This window comes from Chelatococcus reniformis, assembly GCF_014640075.1.
Classification (GTDB): Bacteria; Pseudomonadota; Alphaproteobacteria; order Rhizobiales; family Beijerinckiaceae; genus Camelimonas; species Camelimonas reniformis.
This window is the reverse complement of sequence record NZ_BMGG01000005.1, coordinates 294230-312788: the sequence shown is the minus strand read 5'-3', so window position 1 is coordinate 312788 and position 18559 is coordinate 294230. Positions and strand designations below refer to the sequence as shown.

General features: G+C 67.7%; 12 protein-coding genes. 1 reads left to right on the top strand and 11 read right to left on the bottom strand.

What is annotated here, in order from left to right; translation table 11 throughout:
* The 9 genes from IEW34_RS15215 to IEW34_RS15175 all read right to left on the bottom strand — a co-directional run bounded on the left by IEW34_RS15215 (window position 1) and on the right by IEW34_RS15175 (window position 8817).
* Entirely contained in the window at window positions 1-867 is an 867-nt protein-coding gene (locus IEW34_RS15215; protein WP_188610057.1) for a branched-chain amino acid ABC transporter permease, read from the bottom strand.
* Window positions 868-894: 27 nt separating this feature from the next.
* The gene (locus IEW34_RS15210) at window positions 895-2118 is read right to left on the bottom strand and encodes an ABC transporter substrate-binding protein (protein ID WP_244641998.1); all 1224 of its coding nucleotides are present in this window, start codon (window positions 2116-2118) and stop codon (window positions 895-897) included.
* A 73-nt stretch (window positions 2119-2191) separates the two neighbouring features.
* Window positions 2192-3103 (bottom strand): HpcH/HpaI aldolase/citrate lyase family protein, encoded by a 912-nt coding sequence (locus IEW34_RS15205; protein ID WP_188610056.1) that lies wholly within the window; start codon window positions 3101-3103, stop codon window positions 2192-2194.
* A 25-nt stretch (window positions 3104-3128) separates the two neighbouring features.
* A complete protein-coding gene (locus IEW34_RS15200; protein WP_188610055.1) occupies window positions 3129-4355 on the bottom strand; it encodes a CaiB/BaiF CoA transferase family protein in 1227 nt (408 codons plus the stop codon).
* The gene (locus tag IEW34_RS15195; RefSeq protein WP_188610054.1) at window positions 4355-4831 is read right to left on the bottom strand and encodes a MaoC family dehydratase; all 477 of its coding nucleotides are present in this window, start codon (window positions 4829-4831) and stop codon (window positions 4355-4357) included. The genes IEW34_RS15200 and IEW34_RS15195 overlap by 1 nt, the downstream gene beginning before the upstream one ends.
* Window positions 4828-5988, bottom strand: coding sequence for an acyl-CoA dehydrogenase family protein (locus IEW34_RS15190; protein ID WP_188610053.1), 1161 nt, complete (start codon window positions 5986-5988; stop codon window positions 4828-4830). The genes IEW34_RS15195 and IEW34_RS15190 overlap by 4 nt, the downstream gene beginning before the upstream one ends.
* Window positions 5985-6482: a MaoC family dehydratase gene (locus IEW34_RS15185; protein ID WP_188610052.1), complete on the bottom strand. Its 498-nt coding sequence runs from the start codon at window positions 6480-6482 to the stop codon at window positions 5985-5987. Before IEW34_RS15185 ends, IEW34_RS15190 begins: the two co-directional genes overlap by 4 nt.
* A gap of 14 nt (window positions 6483-6496) precedes the next feature.
* Window positions 6497-7861 carry an MmgE/PrpD family protein gene (locus tag IEW34_RS15180; RefSeq protein WP_188610051.1) on the bottom strand — a complete coding sequence of 455 codons (1365 nt, stop codon included), beginning with the start codon at window positions 7859-7861 and terminating at the stop codon, window positions 6497-6499.
* A 113-nt stretch (window positions 7862-7974) separates the two neighbouring features.
* Window positions 7975-8817, bottom strand: a complete 843-nt coding sequence (locus IEW34_RS15175; protein WP_188610050.1) for an aspartate/glutamate racemase family protein — start codon at window positions 8815-8817, stop codon at window positions 7975-7977.
* 317 nt (window positions 8818-9134) lie between these two features.
* Here IEW34_RS15175 and IEW34_RS15170 point away from each other — a divergent pair, with 317 nt between their 5' ends.
* Window positions 9135-10172 (top strand): LacI family DNA-binding transcriptional regulator, encoded by a 1038-nt coding sequence (locus IEW34_RS15170; RefSeq protein ID WP_188610049.1) that lies wholly within the window; start codon window positions 9135-9137, stop codon window positions 10170-10172.
* Window positions 10173-10242: 70 nt separating this feature from the next.
* Here the strand turns inward: IEW34_RS15170 and IEW34_RS30915 are convergent, their stop codons facing one another.
* Window positions 10243-17532: an autotransporter outer membrane beta-barrel domain-containing protein gene (locus tag IEW34_RS30915; protein WP_188610048.1), complete on the bottom strand. Its 7290-nt coding sequence runs from the start codon at window positions 17530-17532 to the stop codon at window positions 10243-10245.
* Between the two features lie 160 nt (window positions 17533-17692).
* A complete protein-coding gene (locus IEW34_RS15160) occupies window positions 17693-18469 on the bottom strand; it encodes a response regulator transcription factor (RefSeq protein ID WP_188610047.1) in 777 nt (258 codons plus the stop codon).
* Between the last annotated feature and the right edge of the window lie 90 nt (window positions 18470-18559).

Below are 18559 nucleotides of genomic sequence, written 5' to 3'. Positions count from 1 at the left end.
TCAAGCCGGCCTGCCGATACGGCCCATCAGCCCGTTTGGCCGCACCACCAGGATGATGAGAACCACCACGAACAGCGCCAGAGCGCCCTTCGAACCGCCGAGATAGACCCGGGAGTAGGCCTCGACGATGCCGACGATGAACGATGCGATCACCGCGCCGCCGAGGCTGCCGAGACCGCCCAGGATGACGATCAGGAACGACATGCCGAGAATCGAGTCGCCGAGAAACGGAGACAGCGTGAGCGTCGGCGTGACGAGCGCCCCGGTGAGCCCGGCAAGCCCCGTGGCCAGGCCGAAAGCGAGCGGAAAGTATTGGGCGGGCCGCATGCCCAGCGCCGTTGCCACCTCACGGTTGTCGGCCATGGCACGCAGGGCCAGCCCGAAGTCGGTTCGATACATCAGCAGATAGACCGCGGCGATGACCGTGGCGCAGACGAGAAGCACGATCAGATTGGCATAGGTGATGTAGATTCCCCCTGATCGCAGCGAGCCGCGAATGGGAAACGAGAAGTCCGCCGGTTCGGGACCGAACACGACGATCAGCGCCGTCGAGATGATCAGGTAGAGCCCGAGCGTGATCATCATCGGCGTCAGGTGATCGCTGACATAGCGATCGATCAGCAGCAGCTCGCACACGTAGCCCAGCAGGGCCGTCACCAGCATTGCCGTCGCCACGGCGGCTGGGAACGGCATGCCGGCGAAGTGCACCGCGGCATAGGCCGCGTAGCCCCCGATCATGTAGAAGCCGCCATGCGCGAAGTTGATCACGCCGAGAATTCCGAAGATCAGCGTAAACCCGAGACTGAGCAAGGCGTATTCGACGCCAAGACTCAGCCCGATGATCGCCGTGGTGACGAGGCCATCCATATGCACGCTCCGCAGCTCGCACCCTGCCTACTTGCTGTCGGCCAGATCCACCGCCGTCACGCCGAGCGACTTGCCGTCGACGATCAGCCCGAGCCCGACGGGAAACACCAGCTCCTGCTGAATTCCGAAGGCGGCCTTGCCCTTCCAGGTGCCCTTGCCGAGGTAGGGGTCCACCGGCTCCAGGTTGTGCAGCGCCTTCGCCACCGCCGGCGCATCGTCGGCCGTCCCGGCGGCGGTGACCGCCTTCAAGACCATGCGCGCCGCGGCGGCTGCCGTGTACAACAAGGTGTTATTCGGCGCGTCCGCCTTCATGACCGTCTTGAAGTCTTTCTGCAGCGCGACGATCTTTTCGTCCTCTGTGGGAACGAGCTCCAGCCAGTAGAAATTCTTGAGCTCCTTGACCCCGCCGGCAGCCTTGATGATCTCGAGCGTGCCCGGCCCGCCCAGGCGTCCGAACACCCCGCCGTAGCCGGCCTCGAGCAGCTGCTTCACCATGGTGGCGCCGTCCGCCGGCGGCGACGAGGCGGTGTCCACCGCGTCCGGGTTCTCGTTCATGATGCGCGTGACCAGGGGGGCGAAGTTGGTCGTCCCCCGCTGGTAGTATTCCTGCTTGGTGCGGATGCCGTCGGCCTCGTAGGCCTTGGCATTGACCGATGCGACGTCGGTGCCGCCCTGGTCGTTGGGCGCGACGACCACGACCGACTTGATGCCGAACTTCTGTTTCGCCGCCGCTACGATCTTCGGTGCCCATTGCGCCGGCCCGGCCAGTTGATGGAAGGCCAGCGGCGTCTCCGGCCCGATAGCGTCCTTGGCGTAGGAGCTGTTGAAGGTGATCTGGCCGTTGCGTTGCGCGACGGGCTTGGCTCCGGTCGCCTCGGGCGAGCCGACCGGCCCGATGATCAGCTTGATGTTGTCGCTGGCCATGGAGTTGGCGGCCGACGCCGCGCCCTCGGCGCTGTACTTGCTGTCGTAGGACATCACCGAGACGCGGCACTTGCGGTCGCCGACCTGAACGCCGCCGTCCGCATTGGCCTGGGCGGCGACAAACTCGACGCCCTGGCGCAGCGCCAGCCCCCACGCCGCGGCCCCCCCGGACATGGGCCCCATGGCGCCGAGCTTGACCTGGCATTCCTGAGCCTGGGCCGCGCCGGACGCTGCCGCGAGCGCGACGATGGCGGCGGCGACATGCAAGCCGTACCCGCCCACCCGCCGGTCGCGGTCGCACGTCTGCGAAAATTTCATCCCGGTCATGTTCCCCTCCCGTGTATTCGTTATGTATTCGAGACCGCTTCTCTTGACTTTCCGCGGCCGTCCGGACTGCCGCCTACATGCCGATGAGGTCCGCCTTCTCGACGATGTTGCGGACGATGCGCACGGTGGCGGCATCGATCATCTCGCCCTTGAAGGTGATCGCGCCGAGTCCCTGCCGTTCGGCCTCGCTGTAGGCGGCGATCATTTCACGGGCCGCGTCGACGTCGGCCTGCTTGGGCGAAAAGGCCTGCAGGGCCGGATCGATCTGCGCCGGATGGATCGCCCACTTGCCCACCATGCCGAGCAGCCGCGCCCGCCGGCACTCCTCGCTGTAGGTCTCGGCATCGTTGAAGTTGCCGAACGGCCCGTCGATCGCATCGATGCCGGCCGACCGCGCCGCGATGGTGATCTTGTGGCGCCCGTAGTGCCAGATGTCGCCGGGGTAGCCGTTGGGGCCGCCGATCGACGCCAGATCGATGCCCTGGGAGGCGGAGTAGTCGCCGACCCCGTAGATCAGCGCTTCCAGCCGCGACGAAGCCTTGGCTATCTCCTCCACATGGATCATCGCGTCGACCTCCTCGATCAACACTTCGAGGCCGATGCGTCGGTCGGTCTTCAGCTTCTTCTCAATCTGCGTCAGCAACGTATCGACGAACTCGACGTCGGTCGCCCGCATGACCTTGGGTATCATGATGAGATCGAGATGCGCGTGGGCATGCTCGACGACATGAATGATGTCCTCGTAGGCCCATTCGGTTTGCAGGTCGTTGATCCGCACGCACCGGGTCTTGCCAGTCCAGTCGAGGCCTTTCAGCGCCTCGACGATCTTCTGCCGTGCCGCAACTTTTTCCTTGGGCGCAACGGCATCCTCGAGGTCGAGGAACACCATGTCCGCCTTGCTGGCCGCGGCCTTGGCCATCATCTTCTCGCTCGATCCCGGGGTCGCCAGCTCGACCCGGCGCAGCCGCTTCGTCTTCCTCGTCATATCCTCGCCTTTCCGACAGTTTGCGTTAGCCGACGATGCCGCGGGACCTCAGGTCCTCGAGCCGCTCGCCGCCCAGGCCGATCGAATCCAGCACCGTCTCGGCATGCTCCGAGAGCATGGGCGCGCGTTTCCAAACCCCGCCGGGCGTCTCGGTCATGTGGACGGGGACGCCGGCGATCGCGAGCGGCTCGCTGCAGCCGGGATGCGGCAGCTCGACGATCATTCTGCGGGCGGCGAAGTGATCGTCGGCCCGGATCTCGGCGACGTCGTAGACCGGCCCGAGCGGCACCTTTCCCCCCAAGCGCTCCATGAGCTCGTGCTTGGTATGCCTGGTGGTGAACTCGGACACGATGGCGTAGGTGCCGTCGGCATTGCGGCGCCGTGCATCCTCGGTGGCGAAGCAGGCATCGGTCGCGCACTCCGGTCGTCCGATCAGCGCGCAGAAGCGGCTCCAGAACAGATCCGTGTGGCAGGCCAGCGTGACGTAGCCGTCCTTGCAGGGAACGATGCCGAAGGGGGTGAGGAAGGGATGACGGTGCCCTTCCGGCCCCGCGATCTTTCCCTGGTAGGAGTGCTGGTAGACGATGCGCTCGCACAGCGCGAGCACGCTGTCGACCATCGACACGTCGACGAATTGACCCCGCCCGGTCTCCCTAGCCCGGTAGACGGCCGCCAGGACGCCGAATGCGCAGAACATCGCCGGCACGATGTCACCGACGCCGGGGCCGACCTTGGCCACCGTGCCGTCGTCGGCCCCGGTGATGCCCATGAGGCCGCCCATGGCTTGAGCCACGACGTCGTAAGCCGGCCAGGAGACGTAGGGGCTTTCGCCCGTGCGATGATCGCCGAAGCCGCGCACCGCGCCGTAGACGAGGCGGGGGTTGGCCTTGCTCAATGTCTCGTAGGACAGATCGAGCCGGTCCATCACGCCGGCACGGAAGTTCTCGATCAGCACGTCGCTGGTCGCAGCCAGATCCAGCAGGATCTGGCGCCCCTCGGGTTCCTTGAGGTTCAGCGCAATCGATTGCTTGTTGCGGTTGACGCTCTGGAAATAGCCGCCGAAGGCACGCGTGCGGTCGTCGGGATGGTAGGGGCCGACGCTGCGCACATAATCGCCCTCGAGCGGCTCGACCTTGATGACGTCCGCACCCTGGTCGGCGAGCATCATCGCCGCATAGGGGCCGGCCAGCATCAGCGTCAGGTCGAGGACGCGCAGACCGGCCAGCGCGCCGGATGAACCCGGATCGGCCATCATCGCCTCCAGTGGCTCCGCCGCTTGACCAGCACGGTGCGCTCGCCCTCGAAGACGACGTCGTCGCGCTGGTTCACGCCCCAATGCCGGAAGGTGACGACCCCGGCGTCAGCGCGGTCGGCCTCCTCTTTCGAGACAACCTGGGTGTAGGCGTACAGCGTGTCACCGTGGAACACCGGCACCTTGAAGCGGATCTTGGTCAGCCCCAGCTCGGCCAGAGCGTTCTCCGAGGTATCCTGGCTCGCCATGCCGACAATCAGCGACGCGGTCACGCCGCCGAACTGAAGGCGCTTGCCGAACATGGTGTCCTTCATCACCACGTCGTCGAAATGGCTCGACGCGGTGTTCATGACCATGTTGGTGATGAGCACGTTCTCCAACGGCTCGATGGTCTTGCCGCGGCGATGCTTCAGCACCTCGCCTTCGGTGAAATCCTCGAAGTAGTTGTTGTTTCCCGTCAGGGCCTGCATGCTCATTTGCTCGGCTTCCCCAGCAGTCTGTCAGAAATGATGCGCAGCTGAATCTCAGACGTGCCTTCGAAGATCTTCGTGAGGCGGGCATCGCGCCAGTAGCGCTCGACGGCGTACAGCTTGGTGTAGCCGGCGCCGCCGTGGATCTGCAGCGCATCGCTGGTCACCCGCTCGGACATCTCGGCCGCCAGGTATTTGACCATCGCGGCTTCGACGTCGCAGCGGCCGCCGTCGTCGATCTGCTCGCAGACGTGGTACATGAGCTGGCGCGAGGCCTCGATCTCGGCCGCCATATGCGCGATCTTGAACCGGATGGCCTGAAATTCGGAGATGGGATTGCCGAACTGGACGCGCTCCTTGGCGTACTTGATCGCGTCTTCCAGGCCGCCGCGGGCAAGGCCGATGGAGCGGGCCGCGGTGTGGACGCGCGGGATCTCGAGCCCCCTTGTCGCGTAGAAGAAGCCCTTGCCCTCCTCGCCCACGAGGTTCTCGGCGGGAACGCGGCAGTTGTCGAAGGCCAGCTCCCAAGTCTTGAATCCGAAGTAGCCGATCTTCGGTATGGGCGCGCCGGACACACCGGGCGGCAGCTCGCCCCGCTTTTTCGGGATGATGAACATGCTGATACCGTTGTAGCGGCGCTCCGGCGTCAACGGCGCGGTTCTCGCCATCACCATCAGATAGTCGGCGCCGTCGGCGAAGGTGCACCAGTACTTGTTGCCAGTAATCAGGTAGCTGTCGCCATCCTTCACCGCGCGGCACGACAAGCCGGAGATGTCCGAACCCGTCCCGGGCTCTGACATGGCGAAAGCACCCAGAAACTCGCCGCGGGCGATGCGGGGAAGATACTGGCGCTTCTGCTCCTCCGACATCTGCTCCCAGCCGATCATGCCGTTGCCGCGCGCCATGATGCTGGCGACGCTCATCCAGCCGCGCGAGAGCTCTTCGGCGACGAGGCAGTATTCGAAGGCGCCAAGGCCGAGGCCGCCATACTCCTCCGGCATCAGAATGCCGAAGTAGCCGAGTTCGGCCATCTTCTCGCGCAGCGCCATCGGGATGTCGCCCTGCTCGGGATCGAGCCGGTTGGCGACCGGCAGGACCTCGCGCATCGTGAACTCGCGGGCCGTCTCCTGGATCAGCCGCCGCTCCTCGCTCAGAATGGTCATGCCGACGCCCCCGCTGGCTTCAATGACACCAGGTTGGTGCGCTTGAAGTCGATGACTTCCTCGCCCCGCTGATTGAACCCGCGGGTGTGCCACGTGCAGATGCCCTGCTTGGGGTTCTTCTCCGACAGCCGGCGGGCATGAACCGAAGAGCGGGCCGTCACCGTGTCGCCGGGATAGACCGGGCGGCGAAAGCTCAGATCCTCGACGCCGAGAAAGGCGCCGCCGTTTTCACTGAGATCCTCGACCGACAGCCCGAACACGGTGGTGAAGACCAGCATGGGATTCACCTGCTCGCAGGGGTGCCCATGCTCGCGCGCGAACTCGACGTTGTAGTACAAGGGATTGAAATGCAGCGTCAGCGTCGAGAAGAGCGAATTGTCGCTTTGGTTGATCGTGCGTCCCCAGTGGTGCACGAACTCGGTTCCGACTTCGAAGTCCTCATACCAATGACCGCGCGGCCGCTCGATCGCCTGCGATCGAAAGTCTATGCTCATCACGATTCCTCAAACTATTGGGCTGACATCAAGGACATCATCTCGTCCAAGCTCTGTAGGCTGCCGACCTTCAGGGCGAGCTCCGCAAGCCGTGCGGCGCGGTCGCGACCAAGGCGCGGCTCGACGAGCGACATGAACTTCGCGCTGAGCCGGGCCTCCTGACGGGCGAGATCCGCGTCCGGAATGCCGCTATCGTGCGCCGCCGTCAGCGTTCGGCCATCCTTGAGGAGCACCGCGGCCTCGCTTCTGGTGATCGGCCAGTCCGGGGTGAAGCGGACCTCGACCCGCTCCCTGAGCGCCACGAGCTCCGGCGCCGTGACGTTTTCTTCACTGAAGTTCTCGGCGCGCGCCGTATCGATGCCGGCGAGGGCGAATGCCGCAAGAATTCGCAGGCTGAACTTCGCCTCGAGGCCGGAGCGGGGCTCGTGGATATTGCACACCGTGTCGGCGCCGGCGTCATGCATCAAGACGATGCCGGCGACGTCGGCCGGCTGTAGGCCGTGGGCGTCCTTGATCGCGCGCAGCGCCTCGATAGCCGCATGCGTCTGGTAGCAGGACGCATGATACTTGAAGAGATTTTCAGTGATGTGGAATGCGCCGGGCGGCCAGATCCGGTCCGGCGCGAAGTCGGACGACTGGGTCGCGGCAAATCCCTGCTCGCATTCGATGACATCGGCGCGGCTTTCGAAGCCGCGCGCCGCAAGCTGCGCGGCGAGTAAGCCGTTCTCATTCGCCTTGCCGGCATGGAACGGCTTGCACATGGTGCCGAACATCGACTTCAGCCCCGCCGCCTGCGTCGCGGCGATGCCCAGGGCCTGCGCCGTCTGTTGGGACGAGAGCCGCAGCAGATTGGAGCAGCCGGCAGCCGACCCCAGGCTGCCGACGGTCGCCGTCACGTGAAAGCCACGGGCATAGTGCCCCGGCGACACCATGTGGCCGACGCGGCAGGCCGCCTCGTAACCGGCAACGAAGCCTGCCACCACATCGGCGCCGGTCGCGCCCCGCGCTTCGGCCAAGGCCAGGACCGACGGCATGACCGCCACGGTCGGATGCCCGACCATTGTGACGTTCACGTCATCGAAATCGAGTGCGTGAGAAGCCGCGCCGTTGATCAGCGCGGCCTGGCGCGTCGACACCTTGCCATTGTGGCCGGCAAGGGAGGCTCGCGGGAGCGCCCCTTCCTCGCGCGCCTGCTCGACGAGGATACGCACGGCCGGCTCGTCGGCCGCCGCGATCGAGACCCCGATCCAGTCCAGCAGGCATTGGCCCGCCAAGGTTACGACATGCTCGGGCAGATGCTCGAAACGCAGCGCCACCGCAGCGGCGGCGATTGCCGATGTCGGCGCCGTGCGCTCGTCCGGCCTGGCCTGTAGGTTCACAGAAGTCTCCCGACGATGAGGTCAAGTGTCGTGCGCGGCCGTGGTGGAGCGGCGCACGGGATTATTCGCACCGCTCCAAGCGTGCGTTGAGAAGTAGTTCTAAGATGTACAGATCACACTAGCGCAGCGTCTCTTGCGCATTTCATCAATATATCCGAGGTCAGCCTTCCGATACCATCTACGATCTGGGGCGATGGCCGCGCATACGCTCCGGATCGGCCCGTTCGCAAGCCGGTGAGCTCCCGCATTCGGGCGAGCAGGTGGGCGAAGCGCAGAAGTGACCCGTAGGAGTCGAGGACTGGCGTACCGTCGATATCGCGCATCCCGTTTCGCACCAGCACGGTGTTGAGCACGCCTTCGGCGGGAATGATCACATCGGCGCCCGCAGCGATCGCGCGTCGTGCCAGCTCCGTGAAGCGGTCGATCAACGCTCTGGATCCCTTGAAGGCTCCGTCGAGCTCGAATTCATCGACCGGCGGATCGAAAGCGGACAGGAAGACGACCCGGTCGGCATAGCCGTAGCTCCGGACCAGCGTAGTCAGGATCCGGACCATCGCACGATCCAAGGTGATGAGCCCGAAGGAACGCCCGACCGCACTGGCGACGATGAGGGAGGTCTCGCAAGAGCTGACCACCGGTATGTCGACGACGCTCCGCGCAAGCTCGAGACCGGGATCGACGAAGCAGCTGATCGCGACTGCATCATAGCCGGCGCGCTCGGCCGCCATCGCATTCTCGACGATCTGCACGTCGGCTAAGTGTTGAAACCACGGGTAGCCGCACATGGCGACGGGCGGAACGCCGTCCGCATAGGTACGTGCGTCGAGGCCATGGAGATCGACGCGAAGTTCGCCGTCGCCGACGCGCAGGGCGTGCTCGCGCAGCATGCCGCTGTATCCCGGCAGGCGGGTCAGATCGGTCATGCTCTGGTGCCAGATGCGGACGTCCCGCTCCATCAATTCCTCCCAGTGCGCTTCTTGAATGAAACGTTACATGACGAAATCGCGCTGTCAATCCGGCAAAGCCGTCGGCTGATCTTCTCTGTCATTCCCGAGACGCCAGCCGGTCTTCTCCAGCCTGTGGCATCGCACGGGCCTGTCGGGCAGGGCCGCGGATTCGCCTAATCAGGCCCCTGATGCGAATTTCGTATGAAACGTTCCCGCACTCCATTGCGTTTCCGGCGCGCCTTTGCTTGTAAGGCTTGTCCCCTTGCACGGGACAACCGAGGCGCACAGGACTGGAAGCGAGCTTATGGAAGGCCTGACGTTCATCGATGGGGGATCGCGTGCCTAAGCCGACAATCAAGGATGTCGCTCGGGCCGCGGGAGTATCACTGGGCACTGCCTCGCGGGTCATCAACAGCAACGCGACAGTCAATCCGAAACTACGCGTGAAGGTACTCGAAGCAATTTCGATCCTTGGCTACAGTCCTAATGCCGTTGCGCAAAGCATGCGTCTCAAGACGACGCAGGCGATCGCCATCATCATTCGCGACATCACTGTTCCCGGATTCTCGCACTTCATCAAATCCGCGCAGGAAATCCTCTATGATGCCGGCTACGTCCTGATGCTTGCCGCCTCCGAGGACAGCAAGGATCGCGAACTCGGCATCCTAAACTCCCTGGCGCGACGACGGATCGACGGTCTGATCATGAGCACGATGTCCGAGAACGACGAGGATCTCGTGGCCGCGCGCGAGGAGGTTGGCGTGCCCATCGTCCTGCTGGACCGCGAGCCGACCGGGACCGCAGACGCGATCATTCTCGGCTACCGGGAAGGCACACAGCAGGCTGTCGAATATCTGCTCAACCTTGGTCACGCACGTATCGCGCTGATCACCGGCAGCCTGGAGACACGTCCCGGTCGGGAACGATTTCTCGGATACGAGGACGCCTTCGCAGCCGCCGGCCTCGCCGTCGATCGTCGCCTGATGCGGGCGCGCAACTTCACGCCCGAGTACGCCTTCGTCGAGTCGACGGCCATGCTGAATGGTCGCGATCCCCCAACCGCGATCATCGCCGGAGGGGTCGCCATGCTTCCCGGCGTCATGCGTGCCATCGCCGCAAGCAACCTGCGCATTCCGGCGGACATCTCGGTGATCGGATCCATCAACTCCGAACTGTCCGAGCTGGCGACCCCACCGATCACCGTGGTGAACGTCGACTACCGTGCGATCGGCATCGAGGCGGCCCGGCTTCTCTTGGATCGCCTGGACAACGCGCTGGAGGATCCGCCCCGTCGTCTCAAGTTCGGCACCTCCCTCATCATCAGGCAATCGTGCGCGCCGCCGACTGCATCCCGCCTGCGCTGATCCTTCTCTCGCGGAGGCGCCACGATCGCCGTGTATCGACCCGCGCAGGCCGCACCGGCCGAAGCATGCCTCAAAACCGCCAGGCCAGCCGGGCGGTGCCCGTATGGGCGAGGTAGTCGCGCCCCGTATGAGCCTGGTACTCGGCGGTGAACTCCAGCCCCGTGCCGGAAGCGATCTGCACGCCGAGCCCCACGTCGAGCAGCCGGTCGGGGACGCGCGAGGTCGTCGCGAAGGCCCCATCCACATTGCCTTGGAGCGCGGCGAGGCCCACGAAGCCGTCGTCCGACAGGAGCGTGAAGCCCACGGTGCCGAAGGGGCGCAGCCAGTAGCCCGAGGCGAGGTCGAAGCGGCCGCCGATCTCGACGTTGGGGCTGACCGAGTAGAGCGTCTTGCTCTGGCTCAGGACGTTCAGGTTGAGCCCCGGCGCGCCCCACTCGGTGTAGGACGGCGTGCGCAGATAGAGCGCCGCCAGGTCGACGTACGGCCTGATGTACCAGTTGGAGAAGGTGAGTTCATAGGCCCCTCGCACCTGGGCGCCGAGGGTCAGGATCTTTGATTTGCTCAGGGCCGTGGCGCCGGTGCTGCCGATGCTGATCGAACGGAGGTTCCGCTGCCAGCCGTAGCCAGCGGTCGCCGAAGCCGAGAACAGCCAGGGGCCGATCTGGTGCTTGACCGCGATCGAGCCGTCATAGGCGTCGCTGCCCGTTCCGGTGATGCCGTCCGGATCCTTCATGTCGCCCCGGGTGTATGACCCGGAGGCGCCGATGAACCAGCCCGGCCGCACCTCCGTCTGGGCGCCCATCCTGTAGGTGGTGTCATTCTGGCGGTAGCCGCCGTCGTCCCGCGAGGGCGACATGCGCGCGTAGCCGCCGCTGATGCGACCCCACACGCACTCCCCCTCCTCCAGCAATGTTCCCGCCCCCGCGAAGGCGGGGCAGCTCAGCGGCGCCCGCAGCGCGGCCTGCACGCCGAGGACCTTGGTCGTCGCGGTGTACTGGCTCGACTCCTGGTTCAGCTCATCCAATGCCGCCGCATATTGCGCCGGCGCGGCGACCGACAGGAAGCGCGGAAAGGCGGTGCCCTGGGCAAGCGAGCCGGCATCCCAGGCGCTCTGCAGCTGCTGCGCCGCCGACTGCTGGTCCGTGGTGAGGCTCACCCCGCGCGGATTGGCGAAGTCCGCCTTGGGGATGAGCGACAGGCTGGTGCCAGCATTGACCAGATCCCAAGTGATCGGCACGGCGACCGGCTGCGCGCCGGCCACGACGGGTGCGCCACTGACGCCGCCGTCGGCCTTGACGATGGTGTAGGCCCCGGGCAGCAACCAGGTGATGGCATTGGGAACGATCGTGCCGTCGACGGCCGCGCTGCCGGTAACCTCGAGGAGGTCGCTCGCGCGGAGGGGCGCGATCTGCACCGGCTCCGGAGCCGGGGCCGAACCGCCGAACAGGTTTGCGAAGAAGCGAGCGACTGGGTTGCTCGGCCCCGACGGCGCCGGCGACGGCCTGGTCAGCCAGGGGCCGGCCTGCCCCGCGAGCTCGGCGGCCGTCGCCGGCGGCGAGATGTCGACGAGCAGGCGGCCGGCCGCGGTCTGCGTGAAGTTGCCGGTGAGCGTCGTCGTTGAGATGACGCCCGTGCCACCGATGTTGACGACGCCGTCGTTGACGAAGCTGATGCCGTTCAGGGGCCGGCCGAGCCGGATCATCTCGCCGGTCTGGAGAACACCGGTCGCCTGGTTGTGGAAGCTGTTGACCTCATAGACGCCGAGGTTGAGCGTGGCGCCGCTGGTCAGATCGACGTTGCCGACGATGGTACCGGAATTGTCGACCGCCTCCCGCCCCCAGGTGCTGACGATGGCAGTGCCCGACGCCGCGGCAACCGTCGAGCCCTGGTTGATGGTGATCGTGTTGCTGGCGCCGCCGTCGATGCGGATCGCGGCGCCGGAGCCCGAGCCGCCGATGATGTCGCCGATGTGCTTGATGGTGATGTCGCCGCCCAGGTGGTCGTAGGTCGTGCGCGAGTAGATGCCGACGTGGGTCGAGTGCGGCACCGGCACCGAGATCGAGCCGTCGGCCGCCTGCACGCCGCTCTGGGCGAAAATGCCGTAGGAATCGGCGCCGGTCGCCGAGATCGTCCCGGCCGTAGCGACAGTGATCTTGCCGCCGTGGTTCTCCGAGCCGCCGCTACGATCGGAGACGGTATTCGCCACCGGAATGGCCGGGCCGGCGAGGCTCGCCAGCATGCCGCCGCCGCCGCCGAGCGACTGGGCCAGGATGGCGTGGGCGCGCGCGCCGGTGGTGACGATGGCGAGACGCGACTCGCCGCCGCCGGGCGTCAGCGACAGCGTGATCGCACCCCCGGCACCGCCCCCGCCGCTGCGGTTGACGAAATTCGGCAGGATCTGGTTGAGCGCCGTCCCGCCGTAGCCGCCGCCGCCGCCGATCGATTGGGCGAAGATGGCGTGCGCCCCCGCGCCGGATGTGGTGACGCTGGCCTCGCGCCCCAGCGACACGGTGACGGCGCCGCCGTTGCCGTAGGCGCCGCCGGCGCCGCCGATGGCGACGTTGACCGGCAGCCAGCCGTTGGTGGCGTCGCTGCCGAAGCCGCCGCCGCCGCCGATCGACTGCGCCAGGATGCCGAACGCGGCGATGCCGCTCGTCGTGATATGGCCGGTGTGGGTGATGCCGACGGCGCCGCCGTTGCCGCCGGCCCGCCCGTTGCCACCGATGGTCAGCGAGGCCTGCGGATTGGGCAGGATCGTCGACCAGCGGTCGACCCCGGCCGTGCCGCCGGCATCCATGCCCAGACTCTGCAAGAAGGTCTTGGTGGCCTCGATCGCGGCCTCGGCCTGGCGGGCCTGCTCGGTCTCGGTTGGCGTCAAGGTGTTTCCCGTGAGGGTCGTTCCCTTGGCTTTGGCGTCCGCTTCGGCGGCGAGCCGCTGCTTGCGCTCGAGCTCGAGCTCGCGCGGGCTTTTCAGGTTGTTGAAGTAGACGCCGCCACCGCCGCCGACCGACTGCGCAACGATTGCGTGCGCGTCGCGCCCCGCCGTCGCGATGGTGCCGCTGTTGGTCACGGTGACGGTGCCGCCGGCCCCGCTCGTGCCGCCGTTGCCGCCGATCACGGTGTTGACGGAGAAGGAGAGCGAACTCTCGGCGCTCGATGCACCGCCCACCCCGCCGCCACCGCCGATCGATTGCGCGAAGAGCCCGTAGGATGCGGCTCCGTCCGTGAGGATCAGTCCCTTGTTGTCCGCCACGACGGCCCCGCCGTTGCCGCCCTTGCCGCCAGAGCCACCGACCGACACGTCGACGTTGAGGATGTTCTCGCCCGTCGCCAGGCCGCCGCCGCCGGCCCCGCCACCCCCGCCCACCGACTGCGCGAACACGCCGTAGGCAAGGCTGTCGGCGGTGGTGATGCTGCCGTCGTTCTTGACGGTCACCGCGCCGCCGCTGCCGCCCTCGCCGCCCCGGCCGCCGACGCTGACGTTCACGGCCACCGAGGGGTAGTCCTCCTGCCAGGAGCCCCAGGTGGTGCCCTTCAGCTTGTCCTTGGCCGCCTGGCCGATGCCGGCTTTCTTCAACGCGTCGCCGACCTTGTCGCCCAGCGCCGTCACCGTCGTGGCGAGGAGCGCGGCAACGCCGGCATCGATCTTCTCGCCCACGGTCTTCTTGGGATCCACCAGGCTTGTCGCCGCCTTCAGGATGGCGGTGATGGCCGGGGCCTTGTCCATGATGTTCTGGAGGGACGAGCCCTTGTCGAACATCGGGTCCTTGAACATCTTGAACTCGTTGGCCTTGGCCTGGCGCGCCCGGTGGTCGGCATCGCTCTCGCCCGGCAGCCGTTCGACCGGGGTGGCGGCGAACACCATCTTGCCGACGTCGTTGGCACGCGTGAGCTCGCCTGCGAGCATGTTGGCGATGGGCAGCCACGTCGTCCAGTCGCTCGGATTGGCAGTCAGGCGGTCGACGGCCGCGCTCTTGCGGGTGCCGGTGAAGGTGCCGCCGTTGCCGCCGCCACCGCCGACGGATTGCGCGAAGATGCCGTGCGAACCGCTCGCCAGCGTCGAAATGGATGCGTTGCCCGCGTTGGTCACCGTGACGGTGCCGCCGTTGCCGCCGTCACCGCCGCTGCCGCCGATACGGACGTTGGCGGCGATCGTGCCCGAGCCGCCGCCCTGGAAGCCGCCGCCGCTGCCGCCACCGCCGCCGATGCTGTAGGCGGCGATGGCCGTGGAGTTGCTGCCTTCGGTCAAGATCGCGCGATTGTTGTCGACGATGACGGCGCCGCCCGCCCCGCCCTTGCCGCCGCCGCCGCCGATGGTCACGTCGGCGGTGATCGACTTGGCGATGGGCAGGGCGTCGACCAGCGTGCCGATGGTGGCGGCGCCCGGTCCCTCATAGCCCAGACCGGCAGCGGCCGCGCTGTCGGCACTGCCGCCCTTGCCGCCGCCGCCGCCGATGCTGCTCACGTCGATGGCGTTCGAAAATTGCCCCAGCGTGTGGACGAAGCCGTTGTTCACCACCTTGGCCTCGTCGCCGGCGCCGCCGCCGCCGCCCTTGCCGCCTATGGTGACGGGAACGCCGATATTGGCATAGAAGCTGGCGAGCCCCTCGACGCTGCGGGCCGTGCCGCCGCTGCCGCCGCCGCCGCCGACGCTCAGCAGGCTGATGCCCTTGGAATCGTTTCCAAACGTCTCGATCAGGGCGTCACTCTCGGCGGCGACCTTGCCACCGGCGCCGCCCTTGCCGTTGGAGCCGCCGACGGCGACGTTGACGTCCACCGACGGCAGCGCGCTGGTCTGCACCGCCAGCGCATAGGCGAAGGCGTTGCCGGCACTGCCGCCGCCGCCGCCGATGCTCTGCGCATCGATGGCGTTGGCGCTCGCCCCCTTGGTGGTGATGGCGTTGAAGTTGTGCAGGGTTACTGCGCCGCCCACACCACCGTCACCGCCCTTGCCGCCGACCGCCACGGACACCGCCACCGCCGGGATGTAGCCAGCCCCGACGGCGACCGCGTAGGAGCGGGCGCTGCCGGCGTTGCCGCCGCCGCCCCCGATGCTCTGGGCCTCGATGCCCATGGCACCCGCGCCGGCCGTCGTCACGGCCGAGGTGTTCCAGATGTCGACCGTGCCGCCGGCACCGCCCTGGCCGCCCGAACCGCCAACGGACACAGAGACCGCCCCGAGCACACCGCCGGAGGCAGCGATCGCCGAGCCGCCGCTGCCGCCGCCGCCGCCGATGCTCTGCGCCAGGATGGCGACCGCGTCGGCCCCGGACGTCTCGATCGACGGCGATCTGGCTTGTCCCGCCGCGGTCGCGGCGACGTACGCCTTCGCGCCATCCTCGCTCCCCACCTGGACTGCGCCGCCCGTTCCGCCCCCGCCGCCATGGCCGCCGAGCGACACGGACAGAAATGCGCCGGCAGCAATCGCGTCGCCGGCTGCCCCGCCGCTGCCGCCGACGCTCTGCGCCAGGATGCCATAGGCGGAATCGCCGCCGGTCGTGATGCGCCCTTCGTTCAGCACCTTGACGAGGGCACCGTCGCCGCCGGAGCCGCCGTCGCCGCCGCGGGCGAAGAAGTAGCCGAGGCTGTCGCCGCCCTGGCCGCCGCCCGGCCCGGCGGTCACGTCGATCGCGCCGACGCCCTCCTTCGCTTTGACGCCCTTCGGCAGGATCGCCTGGGACTGGAACGCATCCAGGGCGGAGCCACCGCCGACGCTCTGGGCGACGATGGCCGTCGCCCCCTCTCCTTGGGTGGTGATCGCCCCAACGTTGGCGACGGTGACCGCGCCGCCGTCGCCCGCCCGGCCGCCGGGGTCGCCGATGAACAGGCCGCCGGAGCCACGGCCTCCGGTGCCGCCGATCGATTGCGCGACGATTCCGAACGAATAGGGACCGATGGTGCTGATCGCACCGTGCTGGATCGCCACGATCCGCCCCGCGGCACCGCCGGCGCCGCCCTCGCCGTCGCCGGAGCGGCTCGATCCGCCGTTGCCGCCGACGCTCTGGAGCACGACTGCGGTCGCATTGGCGCCGGACGTGCTCACCACGCCGTCGTTGACGAACCGCACGGATGGCGTCGTCGGGGTATCGACGACGCTGCCGCCCGTGCCGCCTTTGGCGAAGTAGGCGGCTGCCGCGTCCGTGCCTTGCCCGGCGCGCGCCTCGGCAATCACGGCCGGCGCGTGCGCGCCCGTGGTGGCGACGGTTGCACGCGCCGCAATCGTCACCGAGACGGTGCCGGCGGCGCCGCCGACGCTGGCCGAACCGGACGCCCGACCCTTGACGTTGCCGTAGCGGCCGCTGGCGCCGCCTTGCGAGGTCGCGCGCACAGCCGCGAAATTGTCGCCCCTGGTGGTGACGTTGCCCCCGAGGTCGGCCGCGACCGAGGACGCGGCGCCGCCGCTGCCGCCGCGCCACACGAGAATCGGTGTGCTGTCGGCCTGCGTTGCCGTGCGGCCGTCGCCGCCCTGACCTCCCTGGGACACCAGCCAGATGAGCGGTACGCCCGCGCTCGCCTGGGTGCCGCTCGCCTCGATGGGCGCGCCCGACTGGGTGAAAGCGACCGCCCCACCGGTTCCGCCGACGCCACCGTCACGGGTGCCTGTATCGCCGCCCTTGCCACCGGCCGACTGGAGCGAAATCAGCGGCAGGCCGTTGGTCTGGACCGCGCCGGTCCTGATCGCGCCGGACTGGATCAGGCTGACCTTGCCGCCGGCCCCGCCGCTGCCCGTGTTGACGCCGCCCTGCCCCCCCACAGACCGCAACACGACAAGCTGGCCCCCGGCACCGGATGGGCTCACGATCGTGCCGTACTGCGCCAGGCTCACATCGCCGCCGCGGCCTCCGCTCTGCCCATTCGTGCCATCGAGGCCGCTCGTCCCGCCGCCGCCGTTGCCACCCTGCGAGAACAGGCTGATCAGCCCACCCGGCGCCGAGGCTCCGGCGACCATCCCGAATTGGTTGAAGGTGATGGCCCCGCCATCGCCGCCGGCCCCCGGCGGCCGCGAGCCCGACCCGCCGCCTCCGTTGCCGCCACTCGACTTGATGTCGATGACGGGGCCGTTGAGCCCGTCCCGGCCGATCCGTCCCCTGGCGCGATAGATCAGGGCGGCCGCCGCCCCGCCTGCCGTGGCTGCGAACGAGGAGCCTGCATCGTGGCCAGGATCGCCGCTCGTGGCGCGCTGCAGCCGTTCGAGTTCGCCGCTGACATCCTCCGCTCGCGCCGCCCGCATTCCGCCGGCGAGGCCGCAGACGAGCGCCGCCAGGCCGATGCCCCCCGCCAGGCACGTCACCCACCCAGACGGGTGCCGTTCGCGATCCCCAACCGGCCTGGCGGCCGGCCGACGCGCCGTATGGCTCATCTTGCCCCCTCGCCCGCGCGCAATACTGCTGCGCTCCCCATCGGGCTCGGACCGGAAAGTAGATGAGGGAAACGAATACTGGAAGAATCAACTTGTGACGAGTTGTGGCGCCCCAATACCATATGGAACGATTTGGAACGCCCGGCCCCGGCAGCGACGCTCAGCCGCCGCTGATGTCGTGCAGCATGACGAGCGGCGCGGAGAAGCGTATGCCGACGGCATGGACCGTACGCAGCGGCATCTCGATGCCGCGCTCGCTCGCCTTCTGCCGCAAGCGCCGCAGGACGGCGTCCAGGCTTCGGCTCTCGGCGCCAACGTCGGCATAGCCGAGGTGCTTGCCGAGCTCCGCCCGAGACACCGTCGTCGCATTGGCCTGGATGAGGTATTCCAGCAGCAGAAGCTCTCGTCCCGAAAGGTGGATCGGATCCCCGCCGGGCGGCAGAAGGCGTTGGCGGACCACATCCAACCGCCACGCGCCCGCGAAAGCCGGCCCGACACTCGCGGCCCCGGACGCCGCGCGGCGATCGTGCACGCGGCGGGCCAGGTTCCGGACGGCGAGAAGCAGCTCTTCGCCGTCGACCGGCTTGGTTAGATAGAGATCGGTTCCTTCGGCGTAACCGCGCACGCGATCGTCCCGTCCCGTACGCGCGGTCAGCAGAATGACGCCCATGCGGCCCTCGGACGCGAGGTCGCGCGCAAGCTCGAAACCGCTCGTATCCGGCAGATTGACGTCCAGGATCGCAATATCGAAGCGTTCCGAGCGCAACGCCCTGTAGAAGGCCAGCCCCGAGCCCACGTCCGCGACGATGATGCCGCTGAGCCGCAGGTAATCGGCGACGCCCTGTCGCAGGTCGAGATCATCCTCCACCAGGATGACGCGCAGAGCCTGCTCGGCGGCCCGGTCACCGGCGGCGGAGCGCTCGACATCTGATGTCATCGGGCTCTGCGGGACATGTGCGCACCCCTTGCCTCGATCACGCGGTGGACGCTCCGGAATCGGGGCAGCCGCAATGTCGCTTTATCTTAG